We start from the raw sequence: 15890 nt of genomic DNA on the forward strand, positions 1-15890 counted from the left end.
GGGTGTTTATGAAAGGCGGGAGTATACTGCAAATGCCCGGTGGCGTCAGCACCGCATAACACGGTAGATTATGCGCTTTGTTATGAGTTGCGAGCACTGTTATGCGCCATTGGCAAACTATCGAAGAGTTGCAGGATATCGTGGAAGATCTGCCGCGTTTTACGACGGATCTGCAAAATTTCACTTCCCGTCTTGGGCTGGCTATCGCACCCTTAGATGCCGACCATATCTCCCTGCGTTGTCATCAGAACGCCACGGCGGAGCGCTGGCGGCGCGGGTTTGAGCAGTGCGGCGAACTGCTGTCGGAAAATATCATCAATGGCCGCCCCATCTGCCTGTTTAAATTGCACGAGCCGGTCTGCGTTGCCCACTGGCAGTTCAGCGTGGTGGAGCTGCCCTGGCCGGGTGAGAAGCGTTATCCCCACGAAGGATGGGAGCATATTGAAATCGTCCTGCCGGGCGAGGTGGAAACCCTGAACGCCCGGGCGCTGGCGCTGCTGGCCGATGAAGGGCTGAGCCAGCAGGGGATTGCGGTAAAAACCAGCGCGCCAAAAGGCGAGCGCGAGCGGTTGCCCAACCCGACGCTAGCGGTGACTGACGGCAAAGTGACGGTGAAATTTCACCCGTGGAGCATAGAAGCGATTGTTGCCAGCGAGCAGTAAAAGCACGGCGTGAGGCCAGGCTGCGCGGGTGATAAGAGGAGAAGGAGAAGTGATGACATTACTGGAGATCTGCTGTTACAGCGTTGAGGATGCGCTTATCGCCGAACAGCACGGAGCCGATCGTATTGAGTTTTGCGCCGCGCCGAAAGAGGGCGGTCTGACGCCATCGTTTGGCGCGTTGCAGGCGGTGCGTGAGGCGGTGACCATTCCCGTCCATCCGATTGTGCGGCCGCGCGGCGGCGATTTTTGCTATCGCGATGATGAGTTTCAAGTGCTGCTGGCGGATATCGCGCGGGTGCGCGAACTGGGCTTTCCGGGTGTGGTGACCGGCGTGCTGAATGAGGACGGCGAAGTCGATGTAGCGAGAATGGCGCAGATAATGCGCGCCGCAGAGGGGATGGCGGTGACATTTCATCGCGCCTTTGATATGTGCGCCGATCCGCACCAGGCCGTTGAAATATTGGCACAATCAGGCGTGGCGCGCATCCTGACATCCGGGCAGCAGGCGACGGCGGAAAAAGGAGTTTCACTTATTACGGAACTAAATGCACTTCCCGGTGTTCCAATCATTATGGCTGGCGCAGGCGTGCGTCCTGATAACCTTGAACTCTTTCTTCGCGCGGGATTGAAAGAGGTGCATAGCTCGGCAGGACGCTGGACAGCATCGCCGATGCGCTATCGCAACAGCGGATTATCGATGTCATCCGACGCGAGCGCTGATGAATATGCCCGCTACGGTGTCGACAAAGAGGCCGTAGCAGAGATGAAAGCGCTGATTGTTAACTACCGCCAGTAACCGTTTTTACCGCCGCATCATGTCGCCCAATGTGATGCTTGCTTGTACCAGGCCCCTGCCATTAACAGGGGCCTTTTTTTGTCTACGGTTTACGGGCAATCAGCACCGCGCGCAGCGGCGCAGGGTAGCCTTCCACCGTTTTAGTGCGATCGTTCGGATCGAGGAAATCGGCCAGCGATTCGGTTACCATCCACGACGTGCGGCGCTGCTCATCGCAGCTTGTCACGTTGGCATCGACGATGCGCACATCGACAAAGCCACACTTCTCCAGCCAGTTTTTCAGCGCCAGTGCGGAGGGGATAAAGTAGACGTTGCGCATCTGCGCGTAGCGGTCGCCCGGCACCAGCACGGTGTTTTCGTCACCTTCCACCACCAGCGTTTCCAGCACCAGTTCACCCTCTTTAACCAGCTGATCTTTCAACTGCCAGAGATGCTCCAGCGGCGAGCGGCGATGGTAGAGCACGCCCATGGAAAAGACCGTGTCAAAGGCGTTAAGTGCAGGCAGTTGCTCAATGCCGAGCGGCAGCAGATGCGCACGGCGATCGTCGCCTAATAACTTACGCACCGCTTCAAACTGGCAGAGGAAAAGCTGCGTCGGGTCGATACCGACTGCCAGCTGCGCGCCCGCGCCAATCATGCGCCACAAGTGATACCCGCTACCGCAGCCGACATCCAGAATAGTGCGGCCGCGCAGGTCAGAAAGATGCGGCAAAACGCGATCCCACTTCCAGTCAGAGCGCCATTCGGTGTCGATATCAACACCGTAGAGTGAAAACGGCCCTTTACGCCACGGCATCAGGTTACGCAGCAGCGTCTCCATCCCTTTCAACTGCCCGGCGCTTAACGGTTCGGCACTGCGCGCGGTGACGCCATTGACGAAATCGATCGAGTCCGGCGTCAGGCTGGGCAGGAACTCAACGGCGTTGTTCCACTGCTTGAACTGCCCGTGCAGGGTTTCGCGCTGCCAGGCGGCGATTTGCGCCGGTAAGGTCTCCAGCCAGTGGGCGAGGGGACCGGTGGCGATCTGCTGATAGAAACGGCCAAACTCGATCATGACTGCACCGCCTTCAGTGCCACCAGTGAACCGAAGTTAAAGCACTGGAACCACAATTCGCTGTGCTCAAAACCTGCCGTACGCAGGCGCGCTTTGTGGGCTTCGACGGAGTCCGTCAGCATCACATTTTCCAGCATGCTGCGCTTCTGGCTAATCTCCAGCTCGCTGTAACCATTGGCGCGTTTGAAATCGTGGTGCATGTTGAACAGCAGTTCGCCGACGGTGTGATCTTCAAAACTGAATTTCTCCGACAACACCAGTGCGCCGCCCGGGTTCAGCCCCTGGTAAACTTTTTGCAGCAGCTTCAGACGGTCGTCAGGTTCGAGAAATTGCAGGGTGAAGTTAAGTACCACCAGCGAGGCGTTGTTAATCTCGATATCGCGAATATCGCCCTCAATCACCTCAACCGGCGTTGGCGCTTTATAGGCGTCGATATGACGGCGGCAGCGTTCAACCATCGCGGGTGAGTTGTCGACGGCAATAATTTTGCAATTCTCATGATGAATATTGCGGCGCACCGAGAGCGTGGCGGCGCCCAGCGAGCAGCCGAGATCGTAAACCTGCGTGCCGGGCTGCACAAAGCGCTCCGCCAGCATGCCGATCATCGAAATAATATTGGAGTAACCCGGAACGGAACGCTGGATCATATCCGGGAAGACTTCAGCTACCCGTTCATCGAAGGTCCAGTCGCCGAGGCGGGCGATAGGCGCGGAAAAAAGCGTGTCGCGGTGAGACATAGTGTAAATATCCGGGAAAACAAAGGGGCGTATTGTGCGCTAACGCAGGGAGAAAACCAACTCCCAGGGCATATACCACACATTCGCCAGCACCATCAGCAGCAGGGAGCAGAGCGTTGCGCCCATCCCGTAACGCCGCCAGTAGAGAAGCCGGTGATGCAAACCGTAGTAGTGCATCAGGCGGCCGACAATCAGCATGATGCCGCAGAGATGCACCATCCAGTTTTGCGCGCCGTTCATCTCCATAAACAGCAGCAGGATCATGGCAATGGGAATGTACTCAACGGCGTTGCCGTGAATACGCATCGCGTTCTGCAACTCACTAAACCCGCCGTCGCCAAAGCTCACACGGTACTGCATACGCAGACGAATCACATCAGAAGCAAATTTAACCAGTAATAACGCACCCAGCACGGCATACAACGCGCTTACCATACAAACTCCCTTTAAGGTTACGGCGATGGCTCATCAATGATAGGTGCTGCGCTTAAAAAAGAGAAGATTGTAACGGCAGGGAGGGGGCTTCGCCGACGACCGGCATCGCAGTGCGAAGATCCTGCCACAGCGTTTCGACCAGCTCGGGAGCCTGGGCGATATCGGGCGTATTCAGAAACAGATAGGGCGTGGTGGTCTGCTCCCAGGTCGGCAGCTTGTTTAACCAGACGGCGAAGAGTTCGCGGTTCTGCGCCATATCGTCACTGCCGATAAAGCGCACCATCGGATGCTCAGCGGTAACCAGCGCGTGCACCGGCACTTTTGGCTTCTTGCGCTGGGCTTCACGCACTGCTTCGCTGTGCGGTTTCGCGCTGTGCACCGGGCGGCTGTCGAGCATCACGCGATTGACTTTGCGGGCGTGCAGCCCCTGGTTAAGGGCCTTCTCCTCTTCGCCTTTTTCAAAGAAGGCGGGGTGACGCACCTCGACACCGTAGGTAAAGCCTGCGGGCAGCGCATCAAGAAAAGCCCACAGCGCCGGGAGATCGCGCGGGCCAAAGGTCGCTGGCAGCTGGAGCCAGTATTGGCCAATCCTGCCGGCGAGCGGCGACATGCGGCTAAAGAATTCGTGGGTTAAATCATCACAGTTACGCAGCGCCGCCTGATGGGAAATGGTGGCGGGAAACTTAAAGCAGAAGCGGAAATCATCGCTGGTCTGATCGTGCCAGCGCGCGACAATCTCCGCTTTCGGCAGCGCATAGAGCGTGGTGTTGCCTTCGACACAATTGAAGTGACGGGCATACTCCTCAAGAGAGGTGATCCCAAGGCGCACCCATTTCGGATGCGACCACTGCGGCAGGCCGATATAGATCATAACGCGGCGATAATCTCCTCGCTGCTGCGCACGCGACCGATGCGCGGGAAGATGTTTTTCATGCTGCCCTGATGCTGCTCGGCATCGGCGGCGCTGCAGGCATCTTCAGCGATAACCAGCGAAAAGCCCATCTCCCAGGCGTTGCGGGCGGTGGATTCGACGCCGATATTGGTCGAAATGCCGCACAGCACGATGGTGTCGATACCGCGACGGCGCAGCTGCATTTCCAGATCGGTGCCATAGAAAGCGCCCCACTGGCGTTTTGTTACCTCAATATCGCTCGCCTGTTTGCCAAGCGCTGCCGGGTAATCCCACCAGTTTTCCGGCAGGCCGTGACCGCCCATCGCGGCATCCACCGGCTGTTTCAGCGCTTCGGCAAAATCCGCCGACCAGCCGACACGCACCAGCACCACCGGCGCGCCGTTAGCACGAAACTTCCCGGCCAGCCGTGCCGAGCGCGCTACGACGTCCTGCGCAGTGTGTGGGCCGCCGGCAAAGGGCAGAATGCCTTCCTGAAGATCGATAACCACCAGTGCCGTTTTCGCCGTGTTGAGTTCCAGCATGTTCACTCCTGAAAAAATAATCGCATTGGGGCGTTACCTTACGCGCTCTTTCCGCGCGCCGGGTTTACAATTTTTGTTAAATTTTGTGAGAATGCGCAATAAGCGCGCAGCAAACGTGCGTACAGTCGGTAGCGGGCTTATCGTGGGTCATTATTTCCAGTATAATAGCCCCCTTTTTTCATCCAGATGTGACATACGAAAATAGCTGCCCCCAGCGCGCCTGCGCCGCAGGTGGTGGGTGATGCGCAGCTAATTAAGGGATATCTCATGCGTACAGTATATTGCGGGCAGCTCAATCAGTCCCATGTCGGACAGCAAGTAACGCTTTGTGGGTGGGTCAACCGCCGTCGTGACCTCGGTAGCCTTATCTTTATCGATATGCGCGATCGTGAAGGCATCGTGCAGGTGTTTTTCGACCCGGACCGTCAGGATGTGTTCCAGCTCGCCTCTGAACTGCGTAATGAGTTCTGCATTCAAATTACCGGTACTGTCCGCGCCCGCGAAGGCAAAAATGCCAACAAAGAGATGGCCACCGGTGAAGTGGAAGTTTTCGCCACCGAACTGACCATCATCAACCGCGCCGACGCGCTGCCGCTCGATTCTAACCACGTCAACACCGAAGAAGCGCGTCTGAAGTACCGCTACCTCGACCTGCGCCGCCCTGAGATGGCGCAGCGCCTGAAGACCCGTGCGAAAATCACCAGCTTCGTGCGCCGCTTTATGGATGACCACGGTTTCCTCGACATCGAAACGCCGATGCTGACCAAAGCGACGCCGGAAGGCGCGCGCGATTACCTGGTGCCGAGCCGCGTGCATAAAGGCAAATTCTACGCGCTGCCGCAGTCGCCGCAGCTCTTCAAACAGCTGCTGATGATGTCCGGCTTCGACCGTTACTACCAGATCGTCAAATGCTTCCGCGATGAAGATCTGCGCGCTGACCGCCAGCCGGAATTTACCCAGATCGATGTGGAAACTTCCTTTATGACCGCGCCGCAGGTGCGTGAAGTGATGGAAGCGCTGGTTCGCCAGCTGTGGCAGGAAGTGAAAGGCGTCGATCTCGGTGAGTTCCCGATCATGACCTTTGCCGAAGCCGAGCGTCGTTACGGCTCCGATAAACCGGATCTGCGTAACCCGATGGAGCTGGTGGACGTTGCCGACCTGCTGAAAGCGGTCGAGTTCAAAGTCTTCTCTGGTCCGGCCAACGATGCCAAAGGCCGCGTTGCCGCACTGCGTGTGCCGGGCGGCGCACAGCTTAGCCGTAAGCAGATTGATGACTACGGCAAGTTCGTCGAAATTTACGGCGCGAAAGGTCTGGCCTACATCAAAGTTAACGAAGCGGCGAAAGGCCTCGAAGGCATCACCAGCCCGGTGGCGAAATTCCTCAACGCTGAGATTGTAAGCGAAATTCTGTCGCGCACCGGCGCGCAGGATGGCGACATGATCTTCTTCGGCGCTGACAACAAAAAAGTGGTTGCCGATGCGCTGGGCGCGCTGCGTCTGAAGCTGGGTAAAGACCTGAGCCTGACCGACGAAAACAAATGGGCGCCGCTGTGGGTTATCGACTTCCCGATGTTTGAAGACGACGGCGAAGGCGGCCTGACGGCGATGCACCACCCGTTCACCGCGCCGCGCGACATGAGCCCGGCTGAGCTGAAAGCGGCACCGGAAACGGCGATCGCTAACGCCTACGATATGGTTATCAACGGCTACGAAGTGGGCGGCGGTTCCGTACGTATTCATAACGGCGAAATGCAGCAGACGGTGTTTGGCATTCTCGGCATCAATGAGCAGGAGCAGCGCGAGAAGTTCGGCTTCCTGCTCGACGCCCTGAAATATGGCACGCCGCCGCATGCGGGCCTGGCGTTTGGTCTCGACCGCCTGACCATGCTGCTGACCGGCACCGACAACATCCGTGACGTTATCGCTTTCCCGAAAACCACGGCTGCGGCCTGCCTGATGACCGAAGCGCCGAGCTTTGGCAATCCGACCGCGCTGGCGGAACTCGGTATCTCTGTTATCAAAAAAGAGACGCCGGAGAATAAATAAGATGTCCTTTAAGCATCCCGTTTCTGTGCTGGTGGTGATTTATGCCGAAGAGACAAAACGGGTGCTGATGTTGCAGCGACGCGACGATCCCGAGTTCTGGCAGTCGGTTACCGGCAGCCTCGAGCCGGGTGAAAGCGCGTTGCAGGCCGCCGCGCGCGAAGTCATGGAAGAGGTCAATATCGATGTCGGCGCAGCGCCGCATCGTCTGATTGACTGCCAGCGCACGGTGGAATTTGAAATTTTCAGTCATTTACGTCATCGCTACGCGCCGGGTGTAACTCACAACACCGAATCCTGGTTTTGTTTAGCGCTGCCCCACGAATGCCCGATTGTGTTTACCGAACACCTGGCATACCGCTGGCTTGATGCGCCCGCTGCGGCGGCATTGACCAAGTCGTGGAGCAACCGGCAGGCGATTGAAGAATTTGTTATTAACGCCGCCTGAACGGCGGTTTTTTCTGGAGAATTTTTTATGGCAGGTCACAGTAAATGGGCCAACACCAAACACCGCAAAGCGGCACAGGATGCCAAACGCGGTAAGATCTTCACCAAAATTATTCGTGAGCTGGTGACAGCAGCACGTCTGGGCGGCGGCGATATCGCTTCTAACCCGCGTCTGCGCGCGGCAGTAGATAAAGCGCTCTCCAATAACATGACCCGTGACACCCTGAACCGCGCCATCGCACGCGGCGTCGGCGGCGATGACGACGCGAACATGGAAACCATCATTTATGAAGGTTACGGCCCTGGCGGCACCGCGGTGATGGTCGAGTGTCTGAGTGACAACCGTAACCGTACCGTTGCCGAAGTGCGTCACGCCTTCAGCAAGTGCGGCGGCAACCTGGGTACCGACGGTTCCGTTGCCTACCTGTTCAGCAAGAAAGGGGTGATCTCTTTCGAAGCGGGCGATGAAGACACCATTATGGAAGCGGCGCTGGAAGCCGGTGCGGAAGACGTCGTGACCTACGACGACGGTGCGATTGACGTTTACACCGCCTGGGAAGAGATGGGTGCCGTGCGCGATGCGCTGGAAGCTGCCGGTCTGAAAGCGGACAACGCCGAAGTGTCGATGATCCCGTCGACCAAAGCGGATATGGATGCGGAAACCGCGCCGAAACTGCTGCGCCTGATCGATATGCTGGAAGATTGCGACGATGTGCAGGAGGTTTACCACAACGGTGAGATCTCCGACGAAGTGGCAGCAACCCTGTAATCGCTGGCATCTTACAGCCCGCAGGGCGTTGGCTCGCCTCGCGCCCCGGTCACAAGGTTAACCTGTGTGGCCGGGAACGCACTGAATTGTCTCCTTCCTGCGAACTGTTTTGAGTGTTTGGCATCATCAGGATTATTGCGTTAAGCGGAGAGAAATAATGGCGATTATTCTCGGGATCGACCCGGGTTCACGTATCACCGGTTATGGTGTGATTCGCCAGACAGGCCGCCAGCTGACCTACCTTGGCAGCGGCTGTATCCGCACGAAAGTTGACGATCTGCCGTCGCGCCTGAAGCTGATTTATGCGGGCGTGTCGGAGATCATCACTCAGTTTCAGCCGGACTTTTTCGCTATCGAACAGGTGTTTATGGCGAAAAATGCCGACTCGGCGCTGAAACTGGGGCAGGCGCGCGGCGTGGCGATTGTCGCCGCCGTTAATCAGGACTTACCGGTCTTTGAGTATGCCGCCCGTCAGGTTAAGCAGACGGTGGTCGGCATTGGTAGCGCGGAGAAGAGCCAGGTGCAGCACATGGTGCGCACGCTTCTGAAACTCCCGGCCAACCCGCAGGCAGATGCCGCCGATGCGCTGGCGATCGCCATTACCCACTGTCATGTCAGCCAGAACGCATTACAGGTGAGCAGCACAAGGCTCAACCTTGCGCGCGGTCGGTTACGGTAAACCCGAATAAAACACTGCGAGTGTGATGGGTAATCTCCTCTGTTACTTCAATTCCGGAAGCACGCTCGCGCTTTTTCCTTCATTATCGGCTGGATATCTATCCAGCCTTTTTTTATGATACAGCATTACTTTTTTAGCACTTAGCGCAGGAGCGTCACGTGATAGGCAGACTCAGAGGCATTATTGTCGAAAAACAACCCCCGCTGGTCCTGCTCGAGGTCGGTGGGGTAGGGTATGAAGTTCATATGCCAATGACCTGCTTCTATGAATTGCCGGACGCCGGCAAAGAGGCGACCGTCTTTACGCAGTTTGTGGTGCGCGAAGATGCGCAACTGCTCTACGGCTTTAACAACAAGCAGGAGCGCACCCTGTTTCGTGAGCTGATCAAAACTAACGGCGTTGGGCCGAAGCTGGCGCTGGCGATCCTCTCTGGTATGTCGGCGCAGCAGTTTGTGAATGCCGTTGAGCGTGAAGATCCCGCCGCGCTGGTGAAACTGCCGGGCATTGGCAAGAAAACCGCTGAGCGCCTGATTGTTGAAATGAAAGACCGCTTTAAAGGGCTGCATGGCGATCTCTTTACCCCGGCGGCAGATTTGGTGCTGGCGTCGCCAGCAAGCCCCTCTACGGATGATGCGGAGCAAGAAGCCGTTGCCGCGCTGGTGTCGCTGGGCTATAAACCGCAGGAAGCGAGCCGGATGATCAGCAAGATCGCGCGTCCGGACGCCAACAGTGAAACCCTGATCCGTGAAGCGCTGCGTGCGGCGTTGTGAGGTAGAGGATGATTGAAGCAGACCGCCTGGTTGCCGCCGCCAGCACAATTGTAGAAGAAGTTGCGGATCGGGCGATTCGACCAAAGCTGCTGGATGAGTATATCGGTCAGCCGCAGGTGCGCTCGCAGATGGAGATCTTTATCCAGGCGGCGAAACTGCGCGGCGATGCGCTGGATCATTTGCTGATTTTCGGCCCGCCGGGTCTGGGTAAAACGACGCTGGCAAATATCGTCGCTAACGAGATGGGCGTTAATCTGCGCACCACCTCCGGGCCGGTGCTGGAGAAGGCGGGCGATCTGGCCGCCATGCTCACCAACCTTGAACCCCATGACGTGCTGTTTATCGATGAAATTCATCGCCTGTCGCCGGTGGTGGAAGAGGTGCTCTACCCGGCAATGGAAGATTACCAGCTCGATATCATGATTGGTGAAGGCCCGGCTGCGCGATCTATCAAAATCGATCTGCCGCCCTTTACGCTGATTGGCGCAACGACCCGCGCCGGTTCGCTGACTTCGCCGCTGCGCGATCGCTTTGGCATTGTCCAGCGCCTGGAGTTTTACCAGGTGGCCGACCTGCAACATATCGTCGGGCGCAGCGCGCGTTTTATGGGACTGGAGCTGAGCGAAGAGGGGGCGATGGAAGTGGCGCGTCGCTCCCGTGGCACACCGCGTATCGCCAACCGCCTGCTGCGGCGCGTACGCGATTTCGCAGAAGTGAAGCACGATGGCGATATCAATGCAGAGATTGCCGCCCAGGCGCTCGATATGCTTAATGTCGATGCCCAGGGCTTCGACTATATGGACCGCAAACTGCTGCTGGCGGTGATTGATAAATTCTTTGGCGGTCCGGTCGGGCTGGATAACCTCGCTGCGGCGATTGGTGAAGAGCGCGAAACCATTGAAGATGTGCTGGAGCCTTATCTGATTCAGCAGGGCTTTTTACAGCGTACGCCGCGCGGCCGCATGGCGACGCCGCGCGCCTGGGATCACTTCGGCATTACGCCGCCGGAAATGCCCTGATACGCAGAGCCAGCGCCGGGCGGCGCTGGCAGAGGATAAGAATTTAGCTGGCGCTCTTTTTCAACATGCTGAAGATAAACAGCACCGCGGCGCAGAGCACCACAGAGGGGCCTGCTGGCGTGTCGTAGAAGGCGGAGAAGGTCAGCCCGCCGGTGACGGCAATTATTCCTGCGCCGACAGCCACTGCGGCCATCTGCTCCGGCGTGCGGGCAAAGCGCCGCGCCGTGGCGGCCGGGATGATCAGCAGGGAGGTGATAATCAGCGCACCGACAAACTTCATCGCCACGCCAATGGTCAGGGCGGTGACCAGCATCAGCAGCAGCTTCACGCGCTGTAATTTCACGCCATCGACAAAGGCCAGCTCCGGGCTGATGGTCATCGACAGCAGGTTGCGCCACTGCCAGAGTAAAATCCCCACCACCAGCACCACACCGAGGGCGATAACAATCAGATCCTCGGGCGTAACGGCCAGCAGGTCGCCAAACAGATATGCCATCAAATCCACGCGGATGTTGGACATCAGGCTGACCACCACCAGGCCAAGCGAGAGCGCGCTATGCGCCATAATGCCCAGCAGCGTGTCGATCGCCAGATGGGGACGCTTCTCCAGCCATACCAGGCCTGCGGCCAGCAGTAACGTTACGGCAATAACCGCGTAAAACGGATTAACATCCAGCAGCAAACCAAAGGCGACGCCGAGCAGAGACGCGTGTGCCAGCGTATCGCCGAAGTATGACATGCGTCGCCAGACGACAAAGGAGCCAAGCGGCCCGGCGGCGCAGGCGAGCATAACCCCGGCCAGCCAGCCGGGCAGTAAAAGTTCAATCATGAGTGTCCGTTACCCTGGCGTAAAATAATGCGGCCCTGAAGATCGTGGCGGTGATTGTGGTTGTGGCGGTAAATGCCAAGTTGTTCTGCGCCGCGATGGCCGAACATAGAGATAAATTCGGGATGCATGGAGACCACTTCCGGCGTGCCGGAGCAGCAGATATGGTGGTTAAGACAGAGGACTTCATCGGTCTTTGCCATCACCAGGTGCAGATCGTGCGACACCATCAGCACTGCGCAATCCAGCTCTTTGCGCAACTCGTCGATTAAATTGTAGAGCGAAACCTGACCGTTAACGTCAACGCCCTGGGTCGGCTCGTCCAGCACCAGCAGTTGAGGTTGATTGAGCAGGGCGCGGGCAAGCAGCACGCGCTGCGTTTCGCCGCCGGAGAGTTTCTGCATTGGGGCGTCAATCAGATGTGCGGCCTGCACGCGTTTCAGTGCCGGAATGAGATCGTCTTTACGCGTGCCGGGGCGCAAACGCATAAAGCGGCCTACAGTAAGAGGAAGCGTGGCGTCGAGCTGTAATTTTTGCGGCACATAGCCGATGCGCAACGCTTTGTCGCGCTTGATAACCCCCGCGTCGGGTGCTACCAGGCCAAGCACGACGCGCACCAGCGTCGATTTTCCCGCGCCGTTAGGTCCGAGCAGCGTCAGAATTTTACCTGGACGCAAATTTAAAGAGATGTCAGAGAGCACGCGGCGTTGACCGAAAGCGACGCTGACATTTTCAAGCGTTATAAGATTCGTCATAGCATTTAAGGGGTTGCAGAAGTTGTCGAATGTTATAATATCACATTCCACACACTACTTACGATGAATAGACGCATTATGTTACATAAAAATACGCTTCTTTGCGCAGCGCTTTCCGCTGCGTTTCTCACCCTAACAGCACAATCCGCTAATGCCGCCGTCGTCACTTCTCTTAAGCCGCTGGGCTTTATTGCTTCCGCTATTACAGATGGCGTGACCACCACTGAAGTTATCCTGCCAGACGGTGCCTCCGAGCATGATTATTCTCTGCGTCCATCTGATGTAAAACGCTTGCAAAACGCGGACTTACTTTTTTGGGTTGGGCCGGAAATGGAAGCGTTTATGGTGCGTTCTGCTCAGCAGGTACCTGCGCAAAAACAGGTGGTGATGGCGCAACTCGACGGCGTGAAATCGCAGCTGATGAAAGGCGCGGATGAAGATGAGCATGAGGGTCATGAAGGTCACGATCACGACGAAAATAGTGAGCATCATCACCATCATGGCGAATACAACATGCATTTGTGGTTAAGCCCAGAGATTGCACGGCTTTCGGCGGTTGCAATCCACGATAAATTAGTGGAAGTTATGCCGCAAAGTCGAGCCAAGCTGGACGCCAACCTGAAGGCATTTGAGGCATCATTAGCCCAGGCCAATAAGCAGGTCGGTAACGAGCTGGCACCGCTGAAAGGGAAGGGGTATTTCGTTTTTCATGACGCCTATGGCTACTTTGAAAAACAGTACGGTCTGACTCCGCTGGGTCACTTTACCGTCAACCCTGAAATTCAGCCTGGTGCGCAGCGTTTACATGAAATCAGAACACAGTTGGTTGAGCAAAAAGCGGTCTGCGTTTTTGCTGAGCCACAGTTCAGGCCAGCGGTCGTTGAAGCTGTTGCACGAGGAACCTCCGTTCGCATGGGAACGCTGGATCCACTCGGCATCGGTATCAAGTTGGGTAAAGAGAGCTATCCCCAGTTCCTTACACAACTCTCTTCCCAGTATGCGAGCTGCCTGAAAGGAGAATAACGAGGAAGTGAACACGTGCAACAGATAGCCCGCTCTGTCGCCCTGGCATTTAACAATTTGCCGCGACCCCATCGCGTGATGCTGGGGTCGCTCACCGTACTGACCCTCACGGTCGCCGTCTGGCGGCCCTACGTTTATCACCCCGAAAATAACGCGCCGATTGTCAAAGCCATCGAGCTGCCTAAAAGCGAAATCCGCTCGCTGCTGCCTGAAGCCAGTGAACCTATCGACCAGTCCACGGCGGATGATGTTGATGATATCCCGCAAGATGAGCTGGACGAGAAAACCGCCAACGAAGCTGGTGTTCATGAATATGTTGTCTCAACCGGCGATACGCTCAGCAGCATCCTGAACCAGTACGGCATAGATATGGGCAACATCAGCCAGCTTGCCGCCGCGGATAAAGAGCTGCGTAATCTGAAAATCGGCCAACAGCTCTCCTGGACGCTGACCGCTGATGGTGATTTACAGCGTCTGACGTGGGAGATGTCACGCCGCGAAACCCGCACCTATGACCGCACCGAAAACGGCTTCAAGATGTCCAGCGAGATGCAGCAGGGCGACTGGGTCAACAAGATGATGAACGGCACCGTCGGCGGCAGTTTTGTTGCCAGTGCGAAAGAGGCTGGCATGAGCAGCGGCGAAATCAGCGCCGTTATCAAAGCGATGCAGTGGCAAATGGATTTTCGCAAACTGAAAAAAGGCGATAAGTTCTCAGTATTGATGTCCCGTGAGATGCTTGACGGCAAGCAGGAGCAGAGCCAGTTGCTCGGCGTGCGTTTGCGCTCTGACGGTAAAGATTACTACGCGTTCCGTGCCGAAGATGGCAAATTCTACGATCGTAACGGCACCGGCCTTGCGAAAGGGTTTATGCGTTTCCCGACCGCGAAGCAGTTCCGCGTCTCCTCTAACTTCAACCCGCGTCGCCTTAATCCGGTCACCGGGCGCGTTGCGCCGCACAAAGGCGTCGACTTTGCTCTGCCGCAGGGCACGCCGGTGCTGGCCGTCGGTGACGGTGAAGTGGTGATTGCGAAGCGCAGCGGTGCTGCGGGCAACTACGTTGCTATCCGCCACGGGCGCACCTACACCACGCGTTACATGCACCTGCGTAAGCTGCTGGTGAAACCGGGGCAGAAAGTGAAACGTGGCGATCGTATCGCGCTCTCGGGCAACACCGGGCGCTCCACCGGGCCACATCTGCACTATGAAGTATGGATCAACCAGCAGGCCGTGAACCCGCTGACCGCCAAACTGCCAAGAACGGAAGGGCTGAGCGGTTCGGATCGTAAGGATTACCTGGCGCAGGTGAGAGAGGTATTACCTCAGCTACGACTGGAGTAATTCGCGTAATAATCAGGCGTTCAAAGCCGGTGCTTGCTTAGCATCGGCTTTTACTTTTGTGCGAAAGATAACGCATCGCTACACTATCCCCTTATCTTGTTGAGATTTTTGACCAGCGGACGATGCATGGAAACGAAAAAAAATAACAGTGAATACATTCCTCAGTTTGAGGGCGAGTTTCGCCATCCGCGTCACTGGGGCGCCTGGCTTGGGGTGCTGGCTTTTGCCGGCGTCGCCCTGATCCCGCCCTCTGTTCGCGATCCGCTTCTGGCGAAACTGGGGCGTTTTGCCGGACGACGCGGAAAAAGCGCCCGTCGTCGTGCGCAGATTAACCTCTACTACTGCTTCCCGGAAAAGAGTGAAGCCGAGCGCGAAGCGATCATCGATCATATGTTTGCCACCGCACCGCAGGCGATGGTGCTGATGGCTGAAATGGCGCTGCGCGGTACGGAAAAAGTTGCCTCCCGTATTGAGTGGCAGGGCAAAGAGATTATCGACGAAATGCACCGCAACGATGAGCGCGTCATTTTCCTCGTACCCCATGCCTGGGGTGTTGATATTCCGGCAATGCTGATGTCCTCTCAGGGCAAGCGCATCGCGGCGATGTTCCATAACCAGGGCAACAAAGTTTTCGACTACATGTGGAACAAGGTGCGCCTGCGTTTCGGTGGCCGCTTGCATGCGCGCAATGACGGCATCAAGCCCTTTATCCACTCAATACGCAACGGCTTCTGGGGATACTATCTGCCGGATCAGGATCACGGCCCCGAGCAGAGCGAATTTGTCGACTTCTTCGCCACCTACAAAGCGACGCTGCCGGCGATTGGTCGCCTGATGAAAGTGTGCCGCGCCCGCGTGGTGCCGCTGTTCCCGGTTTACGATGCCGAAACGCACCGCCTGACGATTCTGGTGCGCCCGCCGATGGACGATCTGCTGACGGCGGATGACACCACCATTGCGCGGCGGATGAATGAAGAGGTGGAGAACTTTGTCGGCCCGCATCCGGAGCAGTACACCTGGATCCTGAAGCTGCTGAAAACGCGCAAGCCGGGTGAGATCGAACCCTATAAGCGCAAAGAGCTCTACAAAAAGAAATAGCC

18 protein-coding genes are annotated in these 15890 nt (G+C 57.0%); 11 read left to right on the plus strand and 7 right to left on the minus strand.

The window, feature by feature from the left end; translation table 11 throughout:
* The first annotated feature begins 101 nt into the window (after positions 1-101).
* Together EH164_RS09360 and cutC are read left to right on the plus strand one after the other, a co-directional pair.
* On the plus strand, positions 102-662 hold the full coding sequence (locus EH164_RS09360) for a VOC family protein (protein ID WP_124968040.1): 561 nt from the start codon (positions 102-104) through the stop codon (positions 660-662).
* A gap of 52 nt (positions 663-714) precedes the next feature.
* Positions 715-1458: a copper homeostasis protein CutC gene (gene cutC / locus EH164_RS09365; protein ID WP_124968041.1), complete on the plus strand. Its 744-nt coding sequence runs from the start codon at positions 715-717 to the stop codon at positions 1456-1458.
* Between the two features lie 82 nt (positions 1459-1540).
* On the opposite strand, the gene cmoB is transcribed toward cutC, so the two are convergent.
* Genes cmoB through EH164_RS09390 form a run of 5 tightly spaced genes read right to left on the minus strand, consistent with a single transcriptional unit; the run spans position 1541 to position 5118 of the window.
* Positions 1541-2512 (minus strand): tRNA 5-methoxyuridine(34)/uridine 5-oxyacetic acid(34) synthase CmoB, encoded by a 972-nt coding sequence (gene cmoB, locus EH164_RS09370; protein ID WP_124968042.1) that lies wholly within the window; start codon positions 2510-2512, stop codon positions 1541-1543.
* Positions 2509-3249, minus strand: a complete 741-nt coding sequence (gene cmoA, locus EH164_RS09375) for a carboxy-S-adenosyl-L-methionine synthase CmoA (protein WP_094420738.1) — start codon at positions 3247-3249, stop codon at positions 2509-2511. Before cmoA ends, cmoB begins: the two co-directional genes overlap by 4 nt.
* Positions 3250-3288: 39 nt before the next feature.
* Positions 3289-3684 carry an MAPEG family protein gene (locus tag EH164_RS09380; RefSeq protein WP_094420736.1) on the minus strand — a complete coding sequence of 132 codons (396 nt, stop codon included), beginning with the start codon at positions 3682-3684 and terminating at the stop codon, positions 3289-3291.
* Positions 3685-3736: 52 nt separating this feature from the next.
* Positions 3737-4555, minus strand: a complete 819-nt coding sequence (locus EH164_RS09385) for a DUF72 domain-containing protein (RefSeq protein WP_124968043.1) — start codon at positions 4553-4555, stop codon at positions 3737-3739.
* Entirely contained in the window at positions 4552-5118 is a 567-nt protein-coding gene (locus tag EH164_RS09390; protein ID WP_094420734.1) for a hydrolase, read from the minus strand. The genes EH164_RS09385 and EH164_RS09390 overlap by 4 nt, the downstream gene beginning before the upstream one ends.
* 267 nt (positions 5119-5385) lie before the next feature.
* Here EH164_RS09390 and aspS point away from each other — a divergent pair, with 267 nt between their 5' ends.
* The 6 genes from aspS to ruvB all read left to right on the plus strand — a co-directional run bounded on the left by aspS (position 5386) and on the right by ruvB (position 10845).
* Positions 5386-7164 (plus strand): aspartate--tRNA ligase, encoded by a 1779-nt coding sequence (aspS, locus tag EH164_RS09395; RefSeq protein WP_124968044.1) that lies wholly within the window; start codon positions 5386-5388, stop codon positions 7162-7164.
* 1 nt (position 7165) lies between these two features.
* Positions 7166-7609 carry a dihydroneopterin triphosphate diphosphatase gene (gene nudB, locus EH164_RS09400; protein ID WP_042714264.1) on the plus strand — a complete coding sequence of 148 codons (444 nt, stop codon included), beginning with the start codon at positions 7166-7168 and terminating at the stop codon, positions 7607-7609.
* A 27-nt stretch (positions 7610-7636) separates the two neighbouring features.
* The gene (locus tag EH164_RS09405; protein WP_023480072.1) at positions 7637-8377 is read left to right on the plus strand and encodes a YebC/PmpR family DNA-binding transcriptional regulator; all 741 of its coding nucleotides are present in this window, start codon (positions 7637-7639) and stop codon (positions 8375-8377) included.
* A gap of 157 nt (positions 8378-8534) precedes the next feature.
* Positions 8535-9056 carry a crossover junction endodeoxyribonuclease RuvC gene (ruvC, locus tag EH164_RS09410; RefSeq protein ID WP_023480016.1) on the plus strand — a complete coding sequence of 174 codons (522 nt, stop codon included), beginning with the start codon at positions 8535-8537 and terminating at the stop codon, positions 9054-9056.
* A gap of 158 nt (positions 9057-9214) precedes the next feature.
* Entirely contained in the window at positions 9215-9826 is a 612-nt protein-coding gene (gene ruvA, locus EH164_RS09415; RefSeq protein WP_023480105.1) for a Holliday junction branch migration protein RuvA, read from the plus strand.
* An 8-nt stretch (positions 9827-9834) separates the two neighbouring features.
* Positions 9835-10845, plus strand: a complete 1011-nt coding sequence (ruvB, locus tag EH164_RS09420) for a Holliday junction branch migration DNA helicase RuvB (protein ID WP_124968045.1) — start codon at positions 9835-9837, stop codon at positions 10843-10845.
* Between the two features lie 43 nt (positions 10846-10888).
* Here the strand turns inward: ruvB and znuB are convergent, their stop codons facing one another.
* Both znuB and znuC read right to left on the minus strand, forming a co-directional pair.
* Positions 10889-11674, minus strand: a complete 786-nt coding sequence (gene znuB, locus EH164_RS09425; protein WP_124968046.1) for a zinc ABC transporter permease subunit ZnuB — start codon at positions 11672-11674, stop codon at positions 10889-10891.
* The gene (znuC, locus tag EH164_RS09430; RefSeq protein ID WP_023480032.1) at positions 11671-12426 is read right to left on the minus strand and encodes a zinc ABC transporter ATP-binding protein ZnuC; all 756 of its coding nucleotides are present in this window, start codon (positions 12424-12426) and stop codon (positions 11671-11673) included. The genes znuB and znuC overlap by 4 nt, the downstream gene beginning before the upstream one ends.
* Before the next feature lie 78 nt (positions 12427-12504).
* On the opposite strand from znuC, the gene znuA reads away from it, so the two are divergent.
* From znuA to lpxM, 3 genes are all read left to right on the plus strand, one after another.
* Positions 12505-13449: a zinc ABC transporter substrate-binding protein ZnuA gene (gene znuA, locus EH164_RS09435; protein WP_124968047.1), complete on the plus strand. Its 945-nt coding sequence runs from the start codon at positions 12505-12507 to the stop codon at positions 13447-13449.
* 15 nt (positions 13450-13464) lie between these two features.
* Complete coding sequence (gene mepM / locus EH164_RS09440; RefSeq protein ID WP_023480075.1) at positions 13465-14790, plus strand: murein DD-endopeptidase MepM; 1326 nt, start codon at positions 13465-13467, stop codon at positions 14788-14790.
* 126 nt (positions 14791-14916) lie between these two features.
* A complete protein-coding gene (lpxM, locus tag EH164_RS09445) occupies positions 14917-15888 on the plus strand; it encodes a lauroyl-Kdo(2)-lipid IV(A) myristoyltransferase (protein ID WP_023480137.1) in 972 nt (323 codons plus the stop codon).
* Positions 15889-15890: the final 2 nt, after the last annotated feature.

Origin of the sequence: Kosakonia sp. CCTCC M2018092, assembly GCF_003864115.1 — a bacterium.
GTDB classification, from domain to species: Bacteria; Pseudomonadota; Gammaproteobacteria; order Enterobacterales; family Enterobacteriaceae; genus Kosakonia; species Kosakonia cowanii.

Coding starts and splice junctions, on each gene's coding strand:
- EH164_RS09360 (WP_124968040.1), top strand. CDS start 102: ATGCGCCATTGGCAAACTATCGAAGAGTTGCAGGATATCGTGGAAGAT.
- cutC (WP_124968041.1), top strand. CDS start 715: ATGACATTACTGGAGATCTGCTGTTACAGCGTTGAGGATGCGCTTATC.
- cmoB (WP_124968042.1), bottom strand. CDS start 2,512: ATGATCGAGTTTGGCCGTTTCTATCAGCAGATCGCCACCGGTCCCCTC.
- cmoA (WP_094420738.1), bottom strand. CDS start 3,249: ATGTCTCACCGCGACACGCTTTTTTCCGCGCCTATCGCCCGCCTCGGC.
- EH164_RS09380 (WP_094420736.1), bottom strand. CDS start 3,684: ATGGTAAGCGCGTTGTATGCCGTGCTGGGTGCGTTATTACTGGTTAAA.
- EH164_RS09385 (WP_124968043.1), bottom strand. CDS start 4,555: ATGATCTATATCGGCCTGCCGCAGTGGTCGCATCCGAAATGGGTGCGC.
- EH164_RS09390 (WP_094420734.1), bottom strand. CDS start 5,118: ATGCTGGAACTCAACACGGCGAAAACGGCACTGGTGGTTATCGATCTT.
- aspS (WP_124968044.1), top strand. CDS start 5,386: ATGCGTACAGTATATTGCGGGCAGCTCAATCAGTCCCATGTCGGACAG.
- nudB (WP_042714264.1), top strand. CDS start 7,166: ATGTCCTTTAAGCATCCCGTTTCTGTGCTGGTGGTGATTTATGCCGAA.
- EH164_RS09405 (WP_023480072.1), top strand. CDS start 7,637: ATGGCAGGTCACAGTAAATGGGCCAACACCAAACACCGCAAAGCGGCA.
- ruvC (WP_023480016.1), top strand. CDS start 8,535: ATGGCGATTATTCTCGGGATCGACCCGGGTTCACGTATCACCGGTTAT.
- ruvB (WP_124968045.1), top strand. CDS start 9,835: ATGATTGAAGCAGACCGCCTGGTTGCCGCCGCCAGCACAATTGTAGAA.
- znuB (WP_124968046.1), bottom strand. CDS start 11,674: ATGATTGAACTTTTACTGCCCGGCTGGCTGGCCGGGGTTATGCTCGCC.
- znuC (WP_023480032.1), bottom strand. CDS start 12,426: ATGACGAATCTTATAACGCTTGAAAATGTCAGCGTCGCTTTCGGTCAA.
- znuA (WP_124968047.1), top strand. CDS start 12,505: ATGTTACATAAAAATACGCTTCTTTGCGCAGCGCTTTCCGCTGCGTTT.
- lpxM (WP_023480137.1), top strand. CDS start 14,917: ATGGAAACGAAAAAAAATAACAGTGAATACATTCCTCAGTTTGAGGGC.